Origin of the sequence: Idiomarina sp. 28-8, from assembly GCF_000320945.2 — a bacterium.
GTDB lineage: Bacteria > Pseudomonadota > Gammaproteobacteria > Enterobacterales > Alteromonadaceae > Idiomarina > Idiomarina loihiensis.
The window spans coordinates 256,866-274,904 of record NZ_DF266792.1 but is presented as its reverse complement, the minus strand read 5'-3'; the positions used below and the strand labels follow the sequence as shown (position 1 = coordinate 274,904).

General features: G+C 47.9%; 13 protein-coding genes. 3 read left to right on the top strand and 10 right to left on the bottom strand.

Annotated elements, in window-relative coordinates; genetic code table 11:
* Window positions 1–4: 4 nt before the first annotated feature.
* From RJ32_RS11530 to acs, 6 genes are read right to left on the bottom strand one after another with little or no spacing between them, the layout of a single operon-like run.
* Window positions 5–793: a type III pantothenate kinase gene (locus RJ32_RS11530; protein WP_034822444.1), complete on the bottom strand. Its 789-nt coding sequence runs from the start codon at window positions 791–793 to the stop codon at window positions 5–7.
* Window positions 780–1,775 carry a bifunctional biotin--[acetyl-CoA-carboxylase] ligase/biotin operon repressor BirA gene (birA, locus tag RJ32_RS11525; protein ID WP_034822442.1) on the bottom strand — a complete coding sequence of 332 codons (996 nt, stop codon included), beginning with the start codon at window positions 1,773–1,775 and terminating at the stop codon, window positions 780–782. The genes RJ32_RS11530 and birA overlap by 14 nt, the downstream gene beginning before the upstream one ends.
* Window positions 1,772–2,773, bottom strand: coding sequence for a UDP-N-acetylmuramate dehydrogenase (gene murB, locus RJ32_RS11520; protein WP_034822441.1), 1,002 nt, complete (start codon window positions 2,771–2,773; stop codon window positions 1,772–1,774). Before murB ends, birA begins: the two co-directional genes overlap by 4 nt.
* A complete protein-coding gene (locus tag RJ32_RS11515) occupies window positions 2,770–6,243 on the bottom strand; it encodes a PAS domain-containing hybrid sensor histidine kinase/response regulator (protein ID WP_034822439.1) in 3,474 nt (1,157 codons plus the stop codon). Before RJ32_RS11515 ends, murB begins: the two co-directional genes overlap by 4 nt.
* Window positions 6,240–6,872 (bottom strand): response regulator transcription factor, encoded by a 633-nt coding sequence (locus tag RJ32_RS11510; protein WP_011235234.1) that lies wholly within the window; start codon window positions 6,870–6,872, stop codon window positions 6,240–6,242. The genes RJ32_RS11515 and RJ32_RS11510 overlap by 4 nt, the downstream gene beginning before the upstream one ends.
* 21 nt (window positions 6,873–6,893) lie before the next feature.
* Complete coding sequence (gene acs, locus RJ32_RS11505) at window positions 6,894–8,834, bottom strand: acetate--CoA ligase (RefSeq protein ID WP_011235235.1); 1,941 nt, start codon at window positions 8,832–8,834, stop codon at window positions 6,894–6,896.
* A 182-nt stretch (window positions 8,835–9,016) separates the two neighbouring features.
* Between acs and RJ32_RS11500 the strand changes: the two genes are divergently transcribed.
* On the top strand, window positions 9,017–10,195 hold the full coding sequence (locus tag RJ32_RS11500; RefSeq protein WP_011235236.1) for a DcaP family trimeric outer membrane transporter: 1,179 nt from the start codon (window positions 9,017–9,019) through the stop codon (window positions 10,193–10,195).
* Between the two features lie 59 nt (window positions 10,196–10,254).
* Here RJ32_RS11500 and RJ32_RS11495 read toward each other — a convergent pair whose 3' ends face one another.
* The 4 genes from RJ32_RS11495 to xseA form a co-directional block, all read right to left on the bottom strand.
* Window positions 10,255–11,766 carry an exopolyphosphatase gene (locus tag RJ32_RS11495; protein ID WP_034822436.1) on the bottom strand — a complete coding sequence of 504 codons (1,512 nt, stop codon included), beginning with the start codon at window positions 11,764–11,766 and terminating at the stop codon, window positions 10,255–10,257.
* Complete coding sequence (gene ppk1 / locus RJ32_RS11490) at window positions 11,741–13,828, bottom strand: polyphosphate kinase 1 (RefSeq protein ID WP_034822434.1); 2,088 nt, start codon at window positions 13,826–13,828, stop codon at window positions 11,741–11,743. Before ppk1 ends, RJ32_RS11495 begins: the two co-directional genes overlap by 26 nt.
* A 124-nt stretch (window positions 13,829–13,952) precedes the next feature.
* A complete protein-coding gene (locus RJ32_RS11485; protein ID WP_011235239.1) occupies window positions 13,953–15,260 on the bottom strand; it encodes an alkaline phosphatase in 1,308 nt (435 codons plus the stop codon).
* A gap of 75 nt (window positions 15,261–15,335) precedes the next feature.
* On the bottom strand, window positions 15,336–16,646 hold the full coding sequence (xseA, locus tag RJ32_RS11480; RefSeq protein ID WP_034822432.1) for an exodeoxyribonuclease VII large subunit: 1,311 nt from the start codon (window positions 16,644–16,646) through the stop codon (window positions 15,336–15,338).
* Between the two features lie 151 nt (window positions 16,647–16,797).
* On the opposite strand from xseA, the gene RJ32_RS11475 reads away from it, so the two are divergent.
* Both RJ32_RS11475 and RJ32_RS11470 read left to right on the top strand, forming a co-directional pair.
* A complete protein-coding gene (locus RJ32_RS11475) occupies window positions 16,798–17,706 on the top strand; it encodes an alpha/beta fold hydrolase (protein ID WP_034822431.1) in 909 nt (302 codons plus the stop codon).
* Window positions 17,703–18,039, top strand: a 337-nt coding sequence (locus tag RJ32_RS11470; protein WP_034822429.1) for a PLP-dependent transferase, incomplete at its 3' end; no start/stop codon positions are given. The genes RJ32_RS11475 and RJ32_RS11470, both read left to right, overlap by 4 nt.

Below are 18,039 nucleotides of genomic sequence, written 5' to 3'. Positions count from 1 at the left end.
AAGCTTAACTGTTTAGGTTATCGGCACAGAGTCGCAAACCCTTAAACAACAAATCGTCATAACGACAGAATTCAACCGACAAGGTTCGCATCAAATGCTCACCGTCACCACCGGTGACCACCACATCAAAAGGCTGGTCAGAAAAATAGCGGCCGGACAACTGAATCGCTTGTGCAATAGCACCGGTTAAAGCTGCTTCAGCCCCTTGGGTAATACCGTCAAAAGTATCCAGGCCGGCAGCTAAACCATCACGCTCAATATCATTTACCGTAATGCCCTTTAAATTAGCCGTACCCTGACCCAGGGCATTTAGCATTAACTGTCGTCCGGGAACAATCCAGCCGCCAAGATGACGGCCATCAGCCATCAGCCAGTCAATGGTTAGTGCAGTACCCGCATCGACAATCAGTGCGTTCTGTTTCACTTGCTCATGACAACCGAGTAAGGCCATCCAGCGATCCGAGCCGAGGCGCTCAGGTTCTTTAGTGTAACCATTAGTAACCCCTGCTTGCTGTGCTCTGGTTTTTTGCCAGAAAACTTTTATACCCAGTTCCGCCAGCGAGCTATTTAACGTATCCATAACCTGAACAGCGGCCACACTGCAACCAATGGCCTGTTGTTCACGTTTTAGCTGACGGCCGCTAATAACCTCAAGAAGCAAATCTTTTAGCGGCTGACTTAAATCGTTTAGCCAGCTTTGATGAGAAATAGCTCCCAGAATCTCTATTTTATCGGTGTCAGCATCCCACCATGCAAACTTGCTGCGGGTATTGCCCGCATCAATTAGTAGCATCTTGCGCCCTCAATGAAACTTCACCACCAAAATAACGACGTACGCCCTGCTCATCTTCTACCAGTAACGCACCATTTTCGTCGATTCCACGACAGGTTCCTAAACAAACTCTTTGCCCCATAATGAGCTTCACCGGCTTATCCAAAAAGCAGTCGTATCGGCGCCAGCTTTGCTGAAAAGCAGCCAGCCCGTGTTGTTCGTATTGCTGTAAAGCCGACAGCACAGAGGCACGTACCTGCGCCGCAATATGATTACGCGACATTGGCCGCGGCAATTCGGAGTTCAGATCCGTCCAGGCCTGATCAATGCTCGCACCAACATGCTCTGGCATGGTTAAATTAATGCCAATACCAATAATGCTGTGCGCAGCGCCTTCAGGCGAGGTTTCAAGGTCGACCAGTATTCCGGTCACTTTCTTCCCGCCAATATAAACATCGTTAGGCCATTTTACGCTAACGCCTTCAATACCCAGGTCGGTAAAACATTCCGCTAAGGCGACCCCGGCCGCAAGGCTTAACCCCATGGCGCCATGAATACCGTCATCTAAAGGCCAGTACACACTAAAGTAAAGGTTATTGCCAAAGGGCGAAATCCATTTTTTCCCACGACGCCCGCGTCCGGCGGTCTGAGCTTCGGCGAAAATAGAAAACCCCGCTTCTAAAGGCCCTTCTTTGGCCAACTCTTTAACCCGGTCGTTACTGGAATCAACCACCGACTTCACTTCAAACTCCGGCGACTGTCGCCACTCTTCCGGGCTTTCCTTTTCAATAACCCCCGCCTGCAAAAGCTCTATCGGCCGGGCAAGCTTATAGCCACGCCCGGTTACCGAAAACAGCTCAAGCCCAAGCTCTTCAAGTTTATGAATGTGTTGGTTTACCGCAGCCCGGGATATAGCCAGAGACTCACCAATAGCCTGCCCGGAATGAAACTCACCATTAGCCAGTAAAGTAATTAACTGATCAAGACGTTCTGCCTGCTTCATTTCTCTACCGCCAACTGCACAAGACCATGTTGGCCTACCAGACGAACTTCAGGTTCGAGCATAATGCCACTGGCATCCGCCACTTGTTTCATAATTTTTAGTGCCAGTTGCTTAATATCACTGCCCGTGGCCTGTGCTTTATTAATCAACACCAATGCCTGACGCGGGTTAACCGCAGCATCGCCGACAAACGCTGACTTCAAGCCTAAATGTTCAATGAGCCACCCAGCCGCCACTTTCACTTGGTTACCGGCTACTGGGAAATAGACCATGTCAGGCCATTTCAGCAACAGCTCATCAAGCTGCGCTTTGGTGATAACCGGGTTTTTGAAAAAGCTGCCGGCATTGGGTATAACTTTTGGATCCGGTAACTTTCTCTGGCGCACTTCCACAACCGTATCGAAAATTTTCTGGGCACTCACATGCCCCTGAAGTTGGTTCAACGGAGCATAGTGGGTAACCGGCTGCCAGTCTTTGGGCAACCGAAACACCACCGAAGTTATCAACCAACGGCCAGGGTGTTGCTTGAATACACTGTCGCGATACGCGAACTGGCAGGCTTCTCTGTTCATAGAAACCCAGCATTTTTCTTTAATATCCCAGGCGGTTACCTGCTCAATAAAGGTTGCTACCTCGACCCCATAAGCGCCAACATTTTGCACCGGAGCAGCACCGACTGAGCCCGGAATTAGCGCTAAGTTCTCCAGCCCGTCGATACTTCTTGCGCGTAAGTCAGCAACAAAGTTATGCCAGTTCTCGCCTGCTGCGGAAGTAATTAAATACGAGCTTTCCTGTTCTTCAATGCAGACACCCAGTAGCCGGTTGCAAATGACGGTTCCATAGAAGTTATCGACAAATAAGGTGTTACTACCCTCACCAAGCAAATAATAAGGTTCCTCAAATTCTAAATCCTCGACGTCGTCGCTGCTTTTCAGTTCAATTAACGAACGGCATTGTGCCGGGAGTTTAAATGTGTGTCGCTCGGAAAGCTCTATCAACTTCTGGCTCCTCCCGCCTTTCGGGTACTAATGTATTTTAAAAATGCTTTTAATGCGGCAGGCTTAGCCGGCTTAGGTAAAAACTGCAGACCGCTTTTGCGGGCGGCCTGCTTCACAGCATCATCGCGCATGGCTGTTACCAAAGCGGCCGGTATCTGTTGCTGCCAAATATCACGTAATTCCTGCGCCAACTGCAAGCCGTCACCGTCACCTAACTGATAGTCTAATAGCAGTCCGTGCGGTGCTTTGTTCTGGCTGTGAGCCTTGGCATAAGCTAAAGCTTTACTATAGCGATTAAAGGTCAGGGCTTCGCACCCCCACTTATTCAGCAGCGCACTCAACGCGTTTAGGTTTTCATTGTCGTCATCGACCACAATAAGCTGTAAAGGATCAGATAAAGCATCTTCCAGTTGTTTCTTCGGCCGGCTGACAACCTGAGCAGCATTACCTAAAGGCACTCGTACCGAGAAACACGAGCCTTTACCTTCAACCGACTCAACCTGCACGTCACAGTTTAACTGCTCTCCCATACGTTGCGCGACACTTAATCCAAGGCCGACACCGTCTACAGTTTGGTTCTGTACTCGATAAAATGCATCAAACACTTTATTCTGCTGCTGAGCCGCAATACCTGGCCCGGTATCCCACACGGCTATCTGAAGCTCATCTCCGCGCTTGCGCACACCCAACAACACGCTGCCTCTTTGGGTGTATTTTATGGCATTAGATAAAAAGTTCTGCACAATTCGGCGCAAATACGTTGGGTCAGTGTACACCGGCCGGTCTTTATAAAATGCACGAAAATCCAGCTTCCGCTGCTCGGCTAGCACCGCATATTCTTCGACTAGCGGTTCCAGTAATGAGCTAAGCTGCACATGCCGGAACTGCGGTTTTAAAGCCCCCTGATCCATTTTTGCTATCGACAATAAGGTAGAGAGTAAATGCTCAGTTGACCCAAGCGCAGTATCCAGCTTACCAACTAACGACAAGTTCCGCTCCGAAAGTTCTTTTTCCTGAATAGCCGAAAGGTATAAACGCGCCGCATTAAGAGGCTGTAAAATATCATGACTGGCCAGCGCCAGAAAACGCGTTTTAGAAGCATTGGCCGCTTCCGCTTCGGCCTTGGCTTTTTTCAGCTCATCCTCAACTTGTCGGCGCCTGTCTATTTCTGCTGTCAGCTCCTGGTTTATCTCGCGTATTTCCTGGGTCCGAACGTCAACCCGCTGTTCCAGATCAATATTGGCATCTTCCAGTGCCTGCTGGGTTTCAACGTGCGACGTAATGTCGGTAAAGCTGGTAACGAAGCCGCCGGTCGGCAAAGGGTTACCGACCATTTCTATCACCCGGCCATCGGCGCGGCGACGAATAAAACGGTGTGGCGACCCCAACTGCATATAACGCAAACGCTTATTAACCAACCCATCAACGTCACCAGGACCACATTCACCGCGCTCTGCGTTATAGCGAATAAGGGTCGCTATGGGCTGTCCGGGTTTCACCATGCCCTCAGGGTACTGGAATAAATCCATATAGCGTTTATTCCAGGCCACCAGCCTCAGCTCTGCATCGACAACACTAATGCCCTGAGCCAGGTTCTCCAGTGAGCTAAACAAAATAGATTGCTGAGTTTGCAGAGCTTGCGTTGTATCGTCAAAGAAGTGAACAACTTCTTCTAAATTTAGCTGCTTATCGCGCAGTGCAGCATCGACAAGAGAGCGCGCCGTGGCAGAGCCAAGTACACCAGCTATCGCTCTTTCCACAAAACTGATAAAGGTTTTTTCAGCCACACCTTCCAGCGGAAGCTCAGTGTTTTCCGGACGCTGATAATACTGCATTAACTGCTGAGCCCGTTCCGCCCCTAAAAAGGTCCTTAACAGCAACAACATATCGGCATTGGTAGCACTGTCGTTTTTGTTGAAATGCAAATCGGGTAAAGCGGCTCGGGGTTTAACAAAAGCCGTTGCCTGAATACGATCAACCAGACGTGGTTTTGCCAACAATGAAAATACAATGAACCCGAAGCAATTTAAGGCTAAAGAAACCACAGTACCGCGGGTTATTATTTCCACATCGGTCAGTTGCAAGTCGGTGTAAAGTGGTATTAGTACCGCTAAAACCCAGCCGACTGAACCTGCAGCCAACCCGGCGTAAACACCCCGCGCGTGGCCTTTACGCCAATACAGAGCGGCCAGCAACGCCGGCAGCAACTGCAACACCAACGAGAACGCCAACAAACCAATACTGACCAGGTTAGTCCGGGCTGCCCAGAAGTAATAACACAAGAACGACAGCACCATAGTAACGGCAATAGCCACACGCCGAATTAATAGTAAGGCCCGGTCGTATTCACGACGCCGATGTTTTAGCGGCAAGCGCGACTCGCGCTGCAGCAAAATGGGCATGATAACGTCGTTGGTTATCATGGTGCTTAAGGTTACGGACGCGATAATCACCATGGCTGTTGCTGCGGATATACCACCAATAAAAATAACCAGTGATAACCAAAGCTGGTCTTTGAGTAACGGCAGTTGCAGCGCAAACGTTGAACCGTCGGTGGTTGCTGACAAATAGAAAGTTCCTGCAATAGCAATGGGGACAATTGCGGCAGCGGTCAGCGCCAGATACAGAGGAAAGCCCCAACGAGCCGTGCGTAAATGCCGGACATCAACATTGTCCACTACCGCCACATGAAACTGTCTGGGTAAACACAAAATTGCCCCGGCCGCCATTAGGGTTTGTACAATGAACTCAAACTCGCCAAAGGCTGCAAATGACCACTGAGGTTTCGTTGCGTCACTGAATGAACTGAATAAGTCCGATTGCGCGTCTCCCTGAATCAGGAACCAGGCAAAAACACCAGCTGCCAGCAATGCAACCAGTTTGATCATCGACTCAACAGCAATAGCCAGTATCATGCCACTGCGATATTCAGTGACTTCGACGTGGCGGGTACCAAACAACATAGCAAAAATTGCCATTAGCGCAGCAGCACCCAGTTCTTTTATCGAAAACTGTGCCATCACTCCAGAGCTTTCAGTCAGAACCGCAAAGCTAATGCCCACAGCTTTTAACTGAAGCGCAATGTAAGGAATAATAGCAACGGCAGCAATGGCGGTAACAGCCACGGCAAGCCGGCGGCGTTTACCAAAGCGGGAAGAAATAAAGTCGGCTATTGAAGTAATATTTTGTTGTTTACTAACCGAAACCAGCTTTTCCAGAATTCGGATACCAAACAAGAACAGCAAAATTGGCCCGAGCAAAATAGGAAAGAACGCCCAACCGTCAACTGCTGCATTACCCACAGCGCCGTAATACGTCCAGGACGTGCAGTAGATGGCCAGCGACATAGAGTAGACAACTGGCTTGTGACTGATTTTATTCGCCCACGAGCCTAAACGGTCGCCCCAGGTGGCAACTGCGAAGAGGAAAATCACATAAGCCAGCGAGGCAAATATCAGTAACCAGGTCATAATTGCAGACGTTCAGCCACCAAAACTGCCTGGGTACGACTGTACACTCCCAGTTTGCGGAAAATTGCCGTAATGTGTGCTTTGACTGTTGCTTCAGTAATGCCCAGTTGATAGGCAATTTGTTTGTTCAGCAAGCCTTCATGAAGAAAGTGCAAAACCCGGTACTGCTGCGGGGTAAGCTCCGAAACCTTTTGTGCAAGCTGCTGATCTTCGTCCGAAATCACATCGAGACGTTCTCTGTTTTCTTTCGGAACCCAGGTGTCGCCCTGCAGGATGGTATCTATTGCTTCGGCTATTTCTGCAGAGGGTAATGATTTTGGAATAAAGCCCAAAGCCCCAAAGCCAATGCACTTGGCCACAATCGAGGAATCCTCACTACCGGAGATGATGGCAACAGGAAGCAGCGGATAGTCTTCTCTGACACGAATAAGACCATACAAGTCACCACTGCCGGGCATGTGTAAGTCCAGCAGCAATAAATCGACATCGTCGTCGTTATTCAGTGCAGTCAGAGTTGAGTCTAAGTCTTCAGCTTCGCGTAAGGTCAGCTCAGAAAAGTGATTCGCGAGAGCGCCCTGCAGCGCCTCGCGAAACAATGGGTGGTCATCTGCGATTAAAAATTTCGCCATGAGATTCCAGATTAAGTGACATTATTTATTCATTCGATTCTCTATCAAAGAATCTACCACACTTGGATCGGCAAGCGTAGAGGTGTCACCAAGGTTTTCGTACTCATTAGCGGCAATTTTACGCAGAATACGACGCATAATTTTACCGGAGCGGGTTTTTGGTAAGCCTGTAGTCCAGTGAATTAAGTCTGGAGTTGCAATTGGGCTAAGTTCAGAGCGAACCCAGTTACGAACTTCTTTAGTCAGCTCATCAGTAACTTCAACACCTTCAACCGGCGTGACATAAACGTAGATGCCCTGACCTTTTAAGTCGTGCGGATATCCGACAACAGCTGCTTCGGCTACCGCTTTATGCGAAACCAGAGCACTTTCAATTTCAGCGGTACCCAGGCGATGGCCGGAAACGTTCAGTACATCGTCCATACGACCGGTTATCCAGTAATAGCCATCGGCATCGCGGCGTGCGCCGTCGCCACTAAAGTACATACCTTTAAAGGTAGAGAAGTAGGTTTGCTCAAAGCGCTCATGGTCACCCCATAATGTGCGCATTTGACCCGGCCAGGAGTCTTTAATAACCAACCCGCCTTCGGCTTCACCTTCCTGAATGTTGCCTTCGCTATCAACCAGCGCGGGCTGAATACCGAAGAAAGGACGAGTTGCAGAACCCGGCTTCAAATCCGTGGCGCCCGGCAGCGGAGTAATCAAAATACCGCCGTTCTCGGTCTGCCACCAAGTATCCATAATTGGGCACTTACCGTTACCAATAGCGCGGTGATACCACTCCCAGGCTTCAGGGTTAATCGGCTCGCCCACGCTGCCCAAAATACGCAAGCTTTCGCGGGTTGAGGTTTTGGCCGCTTCGTCGCCTTTAGCCATTAACGCGCGAATAGCGGTTGGCGCCGTATAAAGAATATTCACTTTGTGTTTATCGACAATTTCGCCAATACGACCAACACCGGGATAAGTAGGCACACCTTCAAACATCAGGGTCGTTGCGCCGTTTGCTAATGGTCCGTAAACAATATAAGAATGGCCTGTAATCCAGCCAACGTCCGCTGCACACCAATAGACTTCGTCTTCATGATAATCAAAAACATACTCGTGGGTCATGGATGCGTACACCATATAACCACCGGTGGTGTGCACAACCCCTTTAGGTTTTCCGGTTGAACCCGAGGTATAAAGAATGAATAGCGGATCTTCGGCATTCATCACTTCTGCCTGACACTCGTCGCTGACGTTGCCAACCAGCTCGTGCCACCAAACATCACGACCCTCAGTCCAGTCAACATCACCCTCTGTTACACGGCACACAATGCTGTGCTCCAGCGTTGGACAAGCATCGTCAGCAATGGCTTTATCAACATTAGCTTTCAAACCAATGGTGCCGCCACCACGACGACCTTCATCAGCGGTAATAATGGCTTTTGCCTGACAGTCGTTAATACGGTCAGCAATGGCGTTCGGAGAAAAGCCACCGAAGATAACCGAGTGAACCGCACCAATGCGCGCACAAGCCAACATGGCATAAGCCGCTTCCGGCACCATTGGCATGTAAATAGCAACGCGGTCACCTTTGCTTATACCTAGTTTTTTCAGGCCATTAGCAAAACGGGATACCTCTTTATGTAGCTCGCGGTAGGTGATGTGTTTGTCTACACTAGGGTCGTCGCCTTCCCAGATAATCGCGGTTTTATCGGCTTTATCAGCAAGGTGACGGTCGACACAGTTGTAACAGGCGTTTAGAGTGCCGTCTTCGTACCACTTAACACTGACTTTACCCGGTTCGAAACTGGTATTTTTAACTTTGGTGTAAGGTGTGAACCAAGTAATTCGCTGTCCGTGTTCACTCCAGAAACCTTCAGGATCGTCTACTGACTGTTGGTAAAGTTTCTTATAACCGTCATTATCGATTTTGGCTTTAGCTTTGATATGTTCAGGAACTGAATACAGTTGCGACATTACCTCTTCCTCCTTATTCGCAAGATGGTATCTGTTGTACGTTTTAAAGGGCTTAAACACTATTAGACCATAGTCTAGATTGATAAAAATTGACCAGTTAACGAGAATTAACAGCGTTTATCTTTGGCATAACAATAAAATGCACGATCAAAACGAACACTTGGCTTACAGGGGAGAACACCATGGCTAAAGCAAGTATCGCAAAGAAATTCACCGTATCAGCAGCAAGCGCTGCCGTACTCGGTGTTATGAGCTTAGGAGCTCAGGCAAACGAAACTGACATCGATTTTGGTGGTTTTGTTAAACTGGACATGATGGTATCGGACTACACCGATGGTCAGGCACCTTCAAGCGGCAGTATCGCTCGGCAACAGTATATTCCAAGCCTCACCCCTGTGGGTGGTGAAGGCGACGACATGGTCACCGATTTTCACGCACGTCAGTCGCGTTTTTTCCTTACCACCGACACTGAGTTAGATAATGGTGAAACGCTGACCGGCCATATCGAAATGGATTTTATGTTGACCCCTGACGGTGACCAACGTATTTCAAACTCTTATAATCCGCGTCTACGTCACGCATTTTTAAAATATGGGAAATGGACTTTTGGTCAAACCTGGTCTAACTTTCAGGACCTAAACATTCTGGCTGAATCCGTCGACTTTATCGGCATCACCGATGGCATTATCTTCAACCGCCAGGCACAAATTCGTTACACCTCCGGTGGCTTTAGCGCCTCAATTGAAAACCCTGAAACAACCGTAACACCGGTTGGTGGCGGTCGTATTATTTCCAGTGACGGTTTTGCACCGGACGTAACCTTTAAATATACCGGTAAAACTGACAACTTAACCTGGCAGGCTTCCGCACTTTTACGCCAATTAACGTACGATGTCAGTCAAACTGGCGATGATGAAACCACCTTTGGTTACGGTGTCAGCTTTGGCGCTAAATACACCTTCGGCATGGATGATATCCGCGCATCAGTTACCACAGGTTCAGGTTTAGGTCGTTATTTAGGTCTAAACACCTGGAATGGTGCTTATATTGACAGCAATGGTGAGTTAGAAGCCATTGACTCAACCGGTGTATCCTTTGCTTATCGCCACTTCTGGTCAGAGAAATTACGTTCTAACGTGGTTTACTCGCGTGGCTGGGCAGATAACGATGAAGAGTTATTAGCATCTGTCAACCCAGCGACTTACACTGAATACACGCAACGTCTGGCATTTAACCTGATGTATTCACCAGCGTCTAACCTGACTTTTGGTGCTGAAATTTCACAAGCGAACCGTGAAACTGAAGCCAATGTCGACGGTGACTTAAACCGTTTACAGCTGATGGCTATGTATAAGTTTTAATCAATAAAATAAATACGGGCGCACAAAGAAATGTATTTTATTTTGTGCGCCTGCTGTTTTCAGCAGACTAGCAGTTCATAACCTAATTTCTGCATAACGTTGGCCTCGGACTCAAGTTGCATAGTAAGCACTGAATCCTCTTTAGCAGAGCCTTTCAGCTGCAGTTTCAACGCCCCGTCTTCAATAACAGCCTTATCCAATGAGCTCGAGTTTTGTCTATCGCTGTTTAAAATAACGCCCAGACGCATAATTATCAGCATTTTAATAAGCTGATTCTGGCTAAACAAAATCAAGTCAGGAAATTCTGCGGTTTGTATTTTTTTACGAAAGTACCGGACAATGGTCGATAGAAAACGCTGCTCTTCGGCATTAAACCCTGGCATATAAGCGTGAGCTAAAATATAACCAGAATGCTTTTGTACACCACTGGCACTAATACTAAGTCCCACCTCGTGTAACTTAGCTGCCCCCTCTAATAACACTTCCAAATCTTGTCCGGTGAGTCCCCAGTTTTCAGCTACGCTCCCCCAAATTTGCTGAACCGTAGATAACACCCGCTGAGCTTGAGCTGAATCAACCGAGTAGCGTTGCGCTAAACTGTTAATAGTGCGCTCACGTACGTCCTGGTGCAGCAAGACTTCACCTGCCAGTTCATACAACACGCCCTCTCTTAACGCGGAGTCGTGAGGAACCAGACGTTCGATTCCCAGTTCTTCGAAAATACCCAACAGCACCGCAACACCACCGGCAATAGATTCTCTGCGCTCGGGCGAAACCCATTCTTTATTCAGTTTTTTTAACGACTCAGCAGCAATAAGGTCTGTTCGGCACCCCTGAAGCTGGGAATAAGTTATGCCCAAAGGTTGTTCACCATCGCGTTTCACAATCCACTGATAAATAGCCTTAATGGTTCCCGACGTACCGAAAACACTTTCTACCGGGTGCTCAGCCAAATAATTCGCTATGGGTTCAACATGCTGACGAGCGGATACAACCGCCTTATCGAAACGTTTGAGGGTCATTTTCCCTGATGAGAAAAACTCTTTTGAAAAAGCCAGGCTGCCAATACTTCGTGAACTTAAAAACTTCGGCTGGCGATTCATTCCAATAGCAAACTCAGTGCTGCCTCCGCCAATATCAATAACCAACTGAGAACCGGCAGATTCGGAACTGGTTTCTGCCACGCCCCGAAAAATTAACCGGGCTTCTTCCCGACCTGAAATCACTTCGATAGGAAAGGGTAATACTTTGGCCGCTTCTGCCAAAAAGCGCTTACGATTCTTAGCCTTACGTAATGTGTGTGTAGCCACAACTTTGACGGTATCGCGATGGAAACCTTCCAGCCGGACAGCGCATTGCCGGAGCGCTTCAACTCCCCGGTAAACCGCAGCATCACTCAGATGGCGATTAGAAAGACCTTCTCCCAGCTGCACCGGTTGTTTGAATTTGAAAATAGGCTGCAGTTGACCTTCAACTAAGCGCGCAATAATTAAATGAAAGCTATTGGAGCCAATATCCAAAGCAGCAAACTGCTTTGGGTCATTATTAGAGGTCTTTTTGTTGGCTTTCATAATCTCTCTTACGTCGCTTAAGATATCGATGAATAGCGACTTGTGAAGGCACCAGCGAGCGGCCTTTAGGAGCCAGCCTATCCGACTCAAAACAGTATTTATTCTGTTGCTCCGCATCAATAAAGCGTGACTTCGCTTTATCCTGCCACTGCAAGTTTATTATTTTCAAAATATCAGTTTTCACCTCATCATCATAGATGGGCGCAGCAACTTCCACACGATGGTCTAAGTTACGGGTCATTAAGTCGGCTGAAGCAATAAAGACTTCTTTCTTACCGGCATGCTCAAAAACGTACACCCGCGCATGCTCCAGGTAGCGGTCAACAATACTGCGAATTTCAATATTCTCGCTGAGGTTTTCAATTCCCGGGCGCAAAGAACACATGCCTCTCACTATGCCCCGAATTTTAACCCCGGCACGTGACGCTCTATAAAGTTGCACAATTAAACTTTCGTCTTCTAAGTTATTCACTTTAAAAAACAATTCGGCAGGTTTACCGGCTTTGGCCTGGTCTATCTCGAACTCGATAAGATCATTTATTCTCTGGCGCATGTTGACCGGCGCCACCATTAAATGACGAAACTTATGTGCCCGGTAAGGTTGCTCAAGGTAATGAAATACCGATTCAACATCGGTACAAACATCCGGCTGACAGGTAAATAAACTAAAGTCAGTATAAATTTGTGCCGTTCCCTCATGAAAGTTACCGGTTCCAATTACCGCGTACCGTCGGTCGAGGCTACCCTCACTGCGATGAACTAGCACCAGCTTTGAGTGCACTTTAAGCCCGTGAATGCCAAAACTGACACGAACACCTGAGTCGGTTAATTCTTTAGCCCATTCAATGTTTGCTTCTTCATCGAACCGAGCCTGAAGCTCAACCATAACAGTCACATGCTTACCGTTTTGTACCGCGTCCATCAACGAGCGAACCACCCGAGAGTTAGGCGCCACACGATAAATACACATTGAGATTCGGGTAACTTTAGGATCGTAAGCGGCCTGCCGGACAAACTCCGTAAAATGCGAAAACCTATGATACGGGTAATACAAGGCAATATCGCTTTTCTGAATGGCATCAAACACATTATCAAAATGCGAAAATTTTGGATGAAACAGTGCAGGCAGAGCTTTGTGCGTCAGTGATTTTTTGCCCAAATGCGGAAATTTAACGAAATCTCGTGTGTTACGATAACGGCCGCCAGCGACAAAGGAATCAAACTGGGTTAACTGCAGCTTTTCACTCAAAAAAGAGAGCATATCTTCAGGCATTGCGCGATCATAGACCAAACGCACAGGATCAGCCTTTACTCTTTGCTTTAAGCCTTCTTCCATACGTTCAAGCAAGCTTTGTTCAATATCATCTGAAGGACGGTATTCGGCGTCTCTGGTGGTCTTAAATGAAAAAGCCCGCAGCTGCTTAAACGGAATAATTCCCTTAAACAGTACTTCTAAATTCAGTTGCAGAATGTCATCTAAAAACAAAAGCTTGTGCTTTTTACTGCGCCCCTTAGCAGGCAACTTAATAAAGCGATCCATTTGATCAGATGGCACTTCCAGCAGCGCATACTGTTTGCCGTCAGCGTTAATAATTTCAACACAAAGATAGGTTTCATCTTCGCGGATAATATTAGAAAGGTTCCCTTTACCATTAACCCATATAGGCACAATAAAACGCTGTACTTTTTCCGTGAAAAAACGCTTCAGCCTTTGCTTTTCTTCCTCGTTCAGCTGGTCAATGCTTAGTAGTGAAATACCATTTTTTCTTAAGGTTTCTAAGACTTCTTCCAGTACTTCATCAAAGCGTTTTTGCAGCAACACAACTTTTTTTTGCAACTGTGCCATCAACTGCTCATATTGTTCACGCTCTTCTGTCCCCTGGCTAAAGAAAATACGGCGCTTTACGTCAGCCACGCGCACCTGAAAAAACTCATCCATATTACTGGAAAAAATTCCGAGAAAGCGAATTCGTTCAATTGCCGGAACCGTGCTGTCAGCAGCTTCTTGCAACACTCGTTCGTTAAAGGAAAGCCAGCTTAGTTCTTTATTAAAAAATTTCATAGCGTAGACATGGCAACAGATACATCATGCCACTAGCCTAGCGTACTCGGACTGTATTTTTATGACAGTAATATGACAGTCGCGTTATAAAACGCGACTGTCGGAGGGAACTTACAAAGAGGGATTATTTAACGACTTTTATTAGCTGCTTGCCAATATCAGTATTGTCCATATAGCCACCGAAGTTCTCGCTATACGGGCCGTCGGCGAAGACAGGAACATCAACGCCGGTGTGTCCGCTGGTTGTCCAGCCAGTGCCGGTAATATCGCCCGTTATATAGACCAATGCCTGATGCAGAGCCTCCTGCTGCTCTTCACCTTCTTTTTCAGCAGCAATAGCAAGTTCATCAAGATACTCCTGAGTCAGCTCAAAGTTAACTTTGTCAGCTACATACTCCGCCCAGCTATCCGTATCCATGGTCAGCATTTCCTTACTCATGGACGCAATAGAGCTTTTAATTTTCATAACACGGTCAGAATGCCAGGCATACTCGCCGTCACGCCCTAGTGTCAGACCGCCAGTTGAGTGATCAGCCGTCATAACAATTAAGGTATTGGGGTTGTTTTCGCGGTATTCACTCACCACTTTCAAGGCGCGGTTTAGCCCGTCCATTTCGTGTACGGCACAAGCAATGTCGTTAGCATGACCACACCAGTCAATTTCGCTGCCTTCAATCATTAAAGCAAACGGCTGCTGCTTTTTATCCAATAAGCGCAAAGCGGTACGTGTCATATTGGCCAACGCATCAACATCGCCATCAATAGCAAACGGCAGACCTTTTTCTGCAAAAAGCCCCATTACAGGCGTAGAGTCAACCGAGTTTAGCTTTTGCATATCGGTTACTACCTGCATGCCATGCTCTGGCAATACATCCAGCCAGTTTTTGTCGTCACGGTTAAAATAGCTTTGTCCGCCACCTAGCATGACGTCAAAAGACGGCTTACCTTCAACCACCTGAGTCGCAATTTTGTCGGCTATTTGATTATATTCGTAGCGCGACGGGTGATGAGTGAAAAACGATGCCGGTGTTGCATGATTAACTTGTGATGTCGATACCGAACCCGTTGACCAGCCATTTTCACGAGCCAGTTCCATGATACTCTGCAGCGGATATTTATCTGAATCGACCGCAATAGCGCCATTGTAACTTTTAACGCCTGTAGCCAGAGCGGTTGCACCCGCAGCTGAGTCAGTAACCCAGGTATTATCATCAGGATAGGTTGTTGCGGCGCCTTTCAGCATGGCATCAAACTCAGTTTCAGCAATCGTTTTGCTGTCTAAATCAGACATGGCATAACGGTACGCGCTAATATATTCAAATCCCATACCGTCACCAATAATATAAATAATATTGGGTTTCTGTTCTTCTGCCTGCACCATTGTAGATGCCAACGCCAGTCCAATACCGGCTGCCAGTGCTTTGAGTTTCATACCACGACTCCTTTGTGAATAACCTAGTCAGTATAACAAAGCGCGAATGTCAGGAATATGACAATAGCCGCAGAATCATTGCCGTTTAGCGGTAATATTACCGTCAGCCAGACGAACTTCTATTGATTCACCCACAGTCACTTGCTTCTCGCTACGAACCACATCACCCTTTTCTGTACGGACAATAGCGTAGCCCCTTTCCAGAGTATTCAAAGGACTGACAAGGTTCAGAGCCTGCATCAACTGTTGCTGCTGAGTTCGCTTGTCTTTTAAAACTCGTTGCATAACCTGCGGTAATCGTTGCTGCTGCGTCTGAAGTTTTTGCTGCAAACGCTGTAATTCTTTTTGCGGATGCATTGCCTGCAGGCGCCCATGTAAATATGACACTTGCTGCTTCTGCCGCGCCAGCCGGTTCTGCAAAGCCCGGTTAGCTCGGGCTTGCAGTTCATCGGCTAATTGCGACTGTTGTTGCAATTGTCGTTGCGGGTGCTGCTGTTGCAGCCGGGTTTGTAAAAATTGCCAACGTTGCTGTAAACGCTGCAGCAATCTTTGCTGCGCCAGCCCTAAGCGCTGTTGCAGTGCCTGCGCTTTTTGCTGTTGTTGTTGTTGATCTCTGGTAACTAACTCAGCGGCTGCGGAAGGTGTAGGAGCGCGGACATCGGCAACAAAGTCGGCAATAGTGAAATCAATCTCATGACCTACAGCGCTAATGGTTGGCATGGGCGCGGTTGCCAAAAGACGCGCAAAAGTCTCATCGTTAAAACACCACAAGTCTTCCAGAGAGCCACCGCCACGGCTGACTAACAGTACATCCACTTCATTACGTTCAAATGCCGTTTTTAGCATAGCCTGCAACTGCGGAACCGCTGCCTCTCCCTGTACCGCGCTCGGATAAATAATCACTTCGACGCCGGGGTCGCGGCGTTTCATCACCGCCAGAATGTCTTTGATAGCAGCGCCGGTGGGTGAGGTCAGCACGCCGACTTTGCGAATATGGTCGGGTAGTAAGCGCTTGCGTTCTGCCGCAAATAACCCTTCGGCTGACAATTTCTCTTTTAGCTGTTCATAACGCTGCTGTAAAAGCCCCTGACCAGCGTCTTCAACCTGCTCAATAATCAGTTGGTAGTCGCCCCGCGGTTCATAAACCGTGACTTTGGCTCTTACCAGTACCTGCATACCATTTTGCGGCCGAACCTTTGCACGCTGATTCGCATTGCGGAACATAGCGCAGCGAACCTGAGCCCGCTCGTCTTTTAAAGTGAAATACCAGTGCCCTGAACCCGGTGCGGCAAAATTTGAGATTTCTCCAACCAGGCTTATTTGACCAAAGCCCTGCTCTAACAACTGGCGGATCTCAATATTTAACTGGCTGACCGAATACACCATGGGCGTCACTCTTGTTTCGAAATTAAAAATAAATCATACCATATTCCGCTGACAGCGAAATAAACCCAGCCATTTTAGACGTCTAAATGTCTTGACGTCCTGATATCTATTTATTACAGTCAAAACCTCACTCAGAATATTGAGGTTAACTATGGTTCAGCCAGTTGCCCGCAGTTTTTACGCAGACACGCCGTTCGCACGTCTTAAAGGTTATCGCTATGGCGATCCTGATAAGCCGGTCGTTGTTGTTCAGGGCGGGATTAGTGCCAGCGGCCTAATCTGGAAGGCTGATGAGAGTGGCTGGTGGCAGTCACTGCATCCGCTCTTTGCAGAGTTGACTGATGTGCAAGTCATCAGCTTCGACTACCCCGGAGGAATAGGAGGCTCCGAGTGTCCGTCGGTGCCTTTAACGGTGCAGCAACACAGTGAAGCCATTCGGCACGCGCTGAAACAGGAAACCGACAACCTACAAGCCTGGGTCGGGGGGTCTTTCGGCGGCGTTCTGGGACTTCAGTATGCCGCTGACCATCCAACTGAACTGCCTCGTTTAAGTGCTATTGGTGCGGCCCATAAACCGTCAGTGCATTCAGCGTTACTGCGTTATTTTCAGCAGGCGCTCATTCAACGCTGCGATGATAAACAGTCAGGCATTATTCTGGCGCGGGCGCTGGCCATGCTGAGTTATCGCACCGCCGAAGAATTCGAACAACGTTTTAACCATGCGGACGATGCCTTTGAATACTTACTGTATCAGGGCGAAAAACTGTTGAAGCAAAACGGCAATGGCTGCCGCAGCTTATTTACACACCTTACGCCGATACTCAACCACTACTCAATTGACCCAACCCGCGTGCAGGCAAAAGTACAGCTAGTCGACTTTAACAACGACGCCATTGCGCCACCGAGTCTGGTTAATGAACTGGAAAACTTGCTTCCCAACTCATTTGGCAGGGTCACTATTGAAACGCCGTTCGGCCACGATGGTTTTATCAAGAATGTTGAACAATACCAATCGGCTTTAACGCATTTTTTAACTGAATCTGAACTGGAGTCCGTATGAAAGACGAAACGTTAGCCATCCACCATGGCTATGAAACTGACCCAACAACTAAGTCAGTAGCCACTCCCATTTACCAAACCGTTTCTTACGAGTTTGATAACGCACAGCACGGCGCTGACCTGTTTGATTTGGCGGTTGAGGGAAATATTTACACGCGCATAATGAACCCCACCAACGATGTTCTGGAGAAGCGTGTCGCGGAACTGGAGCATGGTGTGGCCGCACTTGCCGTAGCCTCGGGCATGGCAGCTATTGAATACGCATTAATTACCCTTGCCCGTCAGGGCGATAACATAGTGACGACACCACAACTCTACGGCGGAACCTACACAC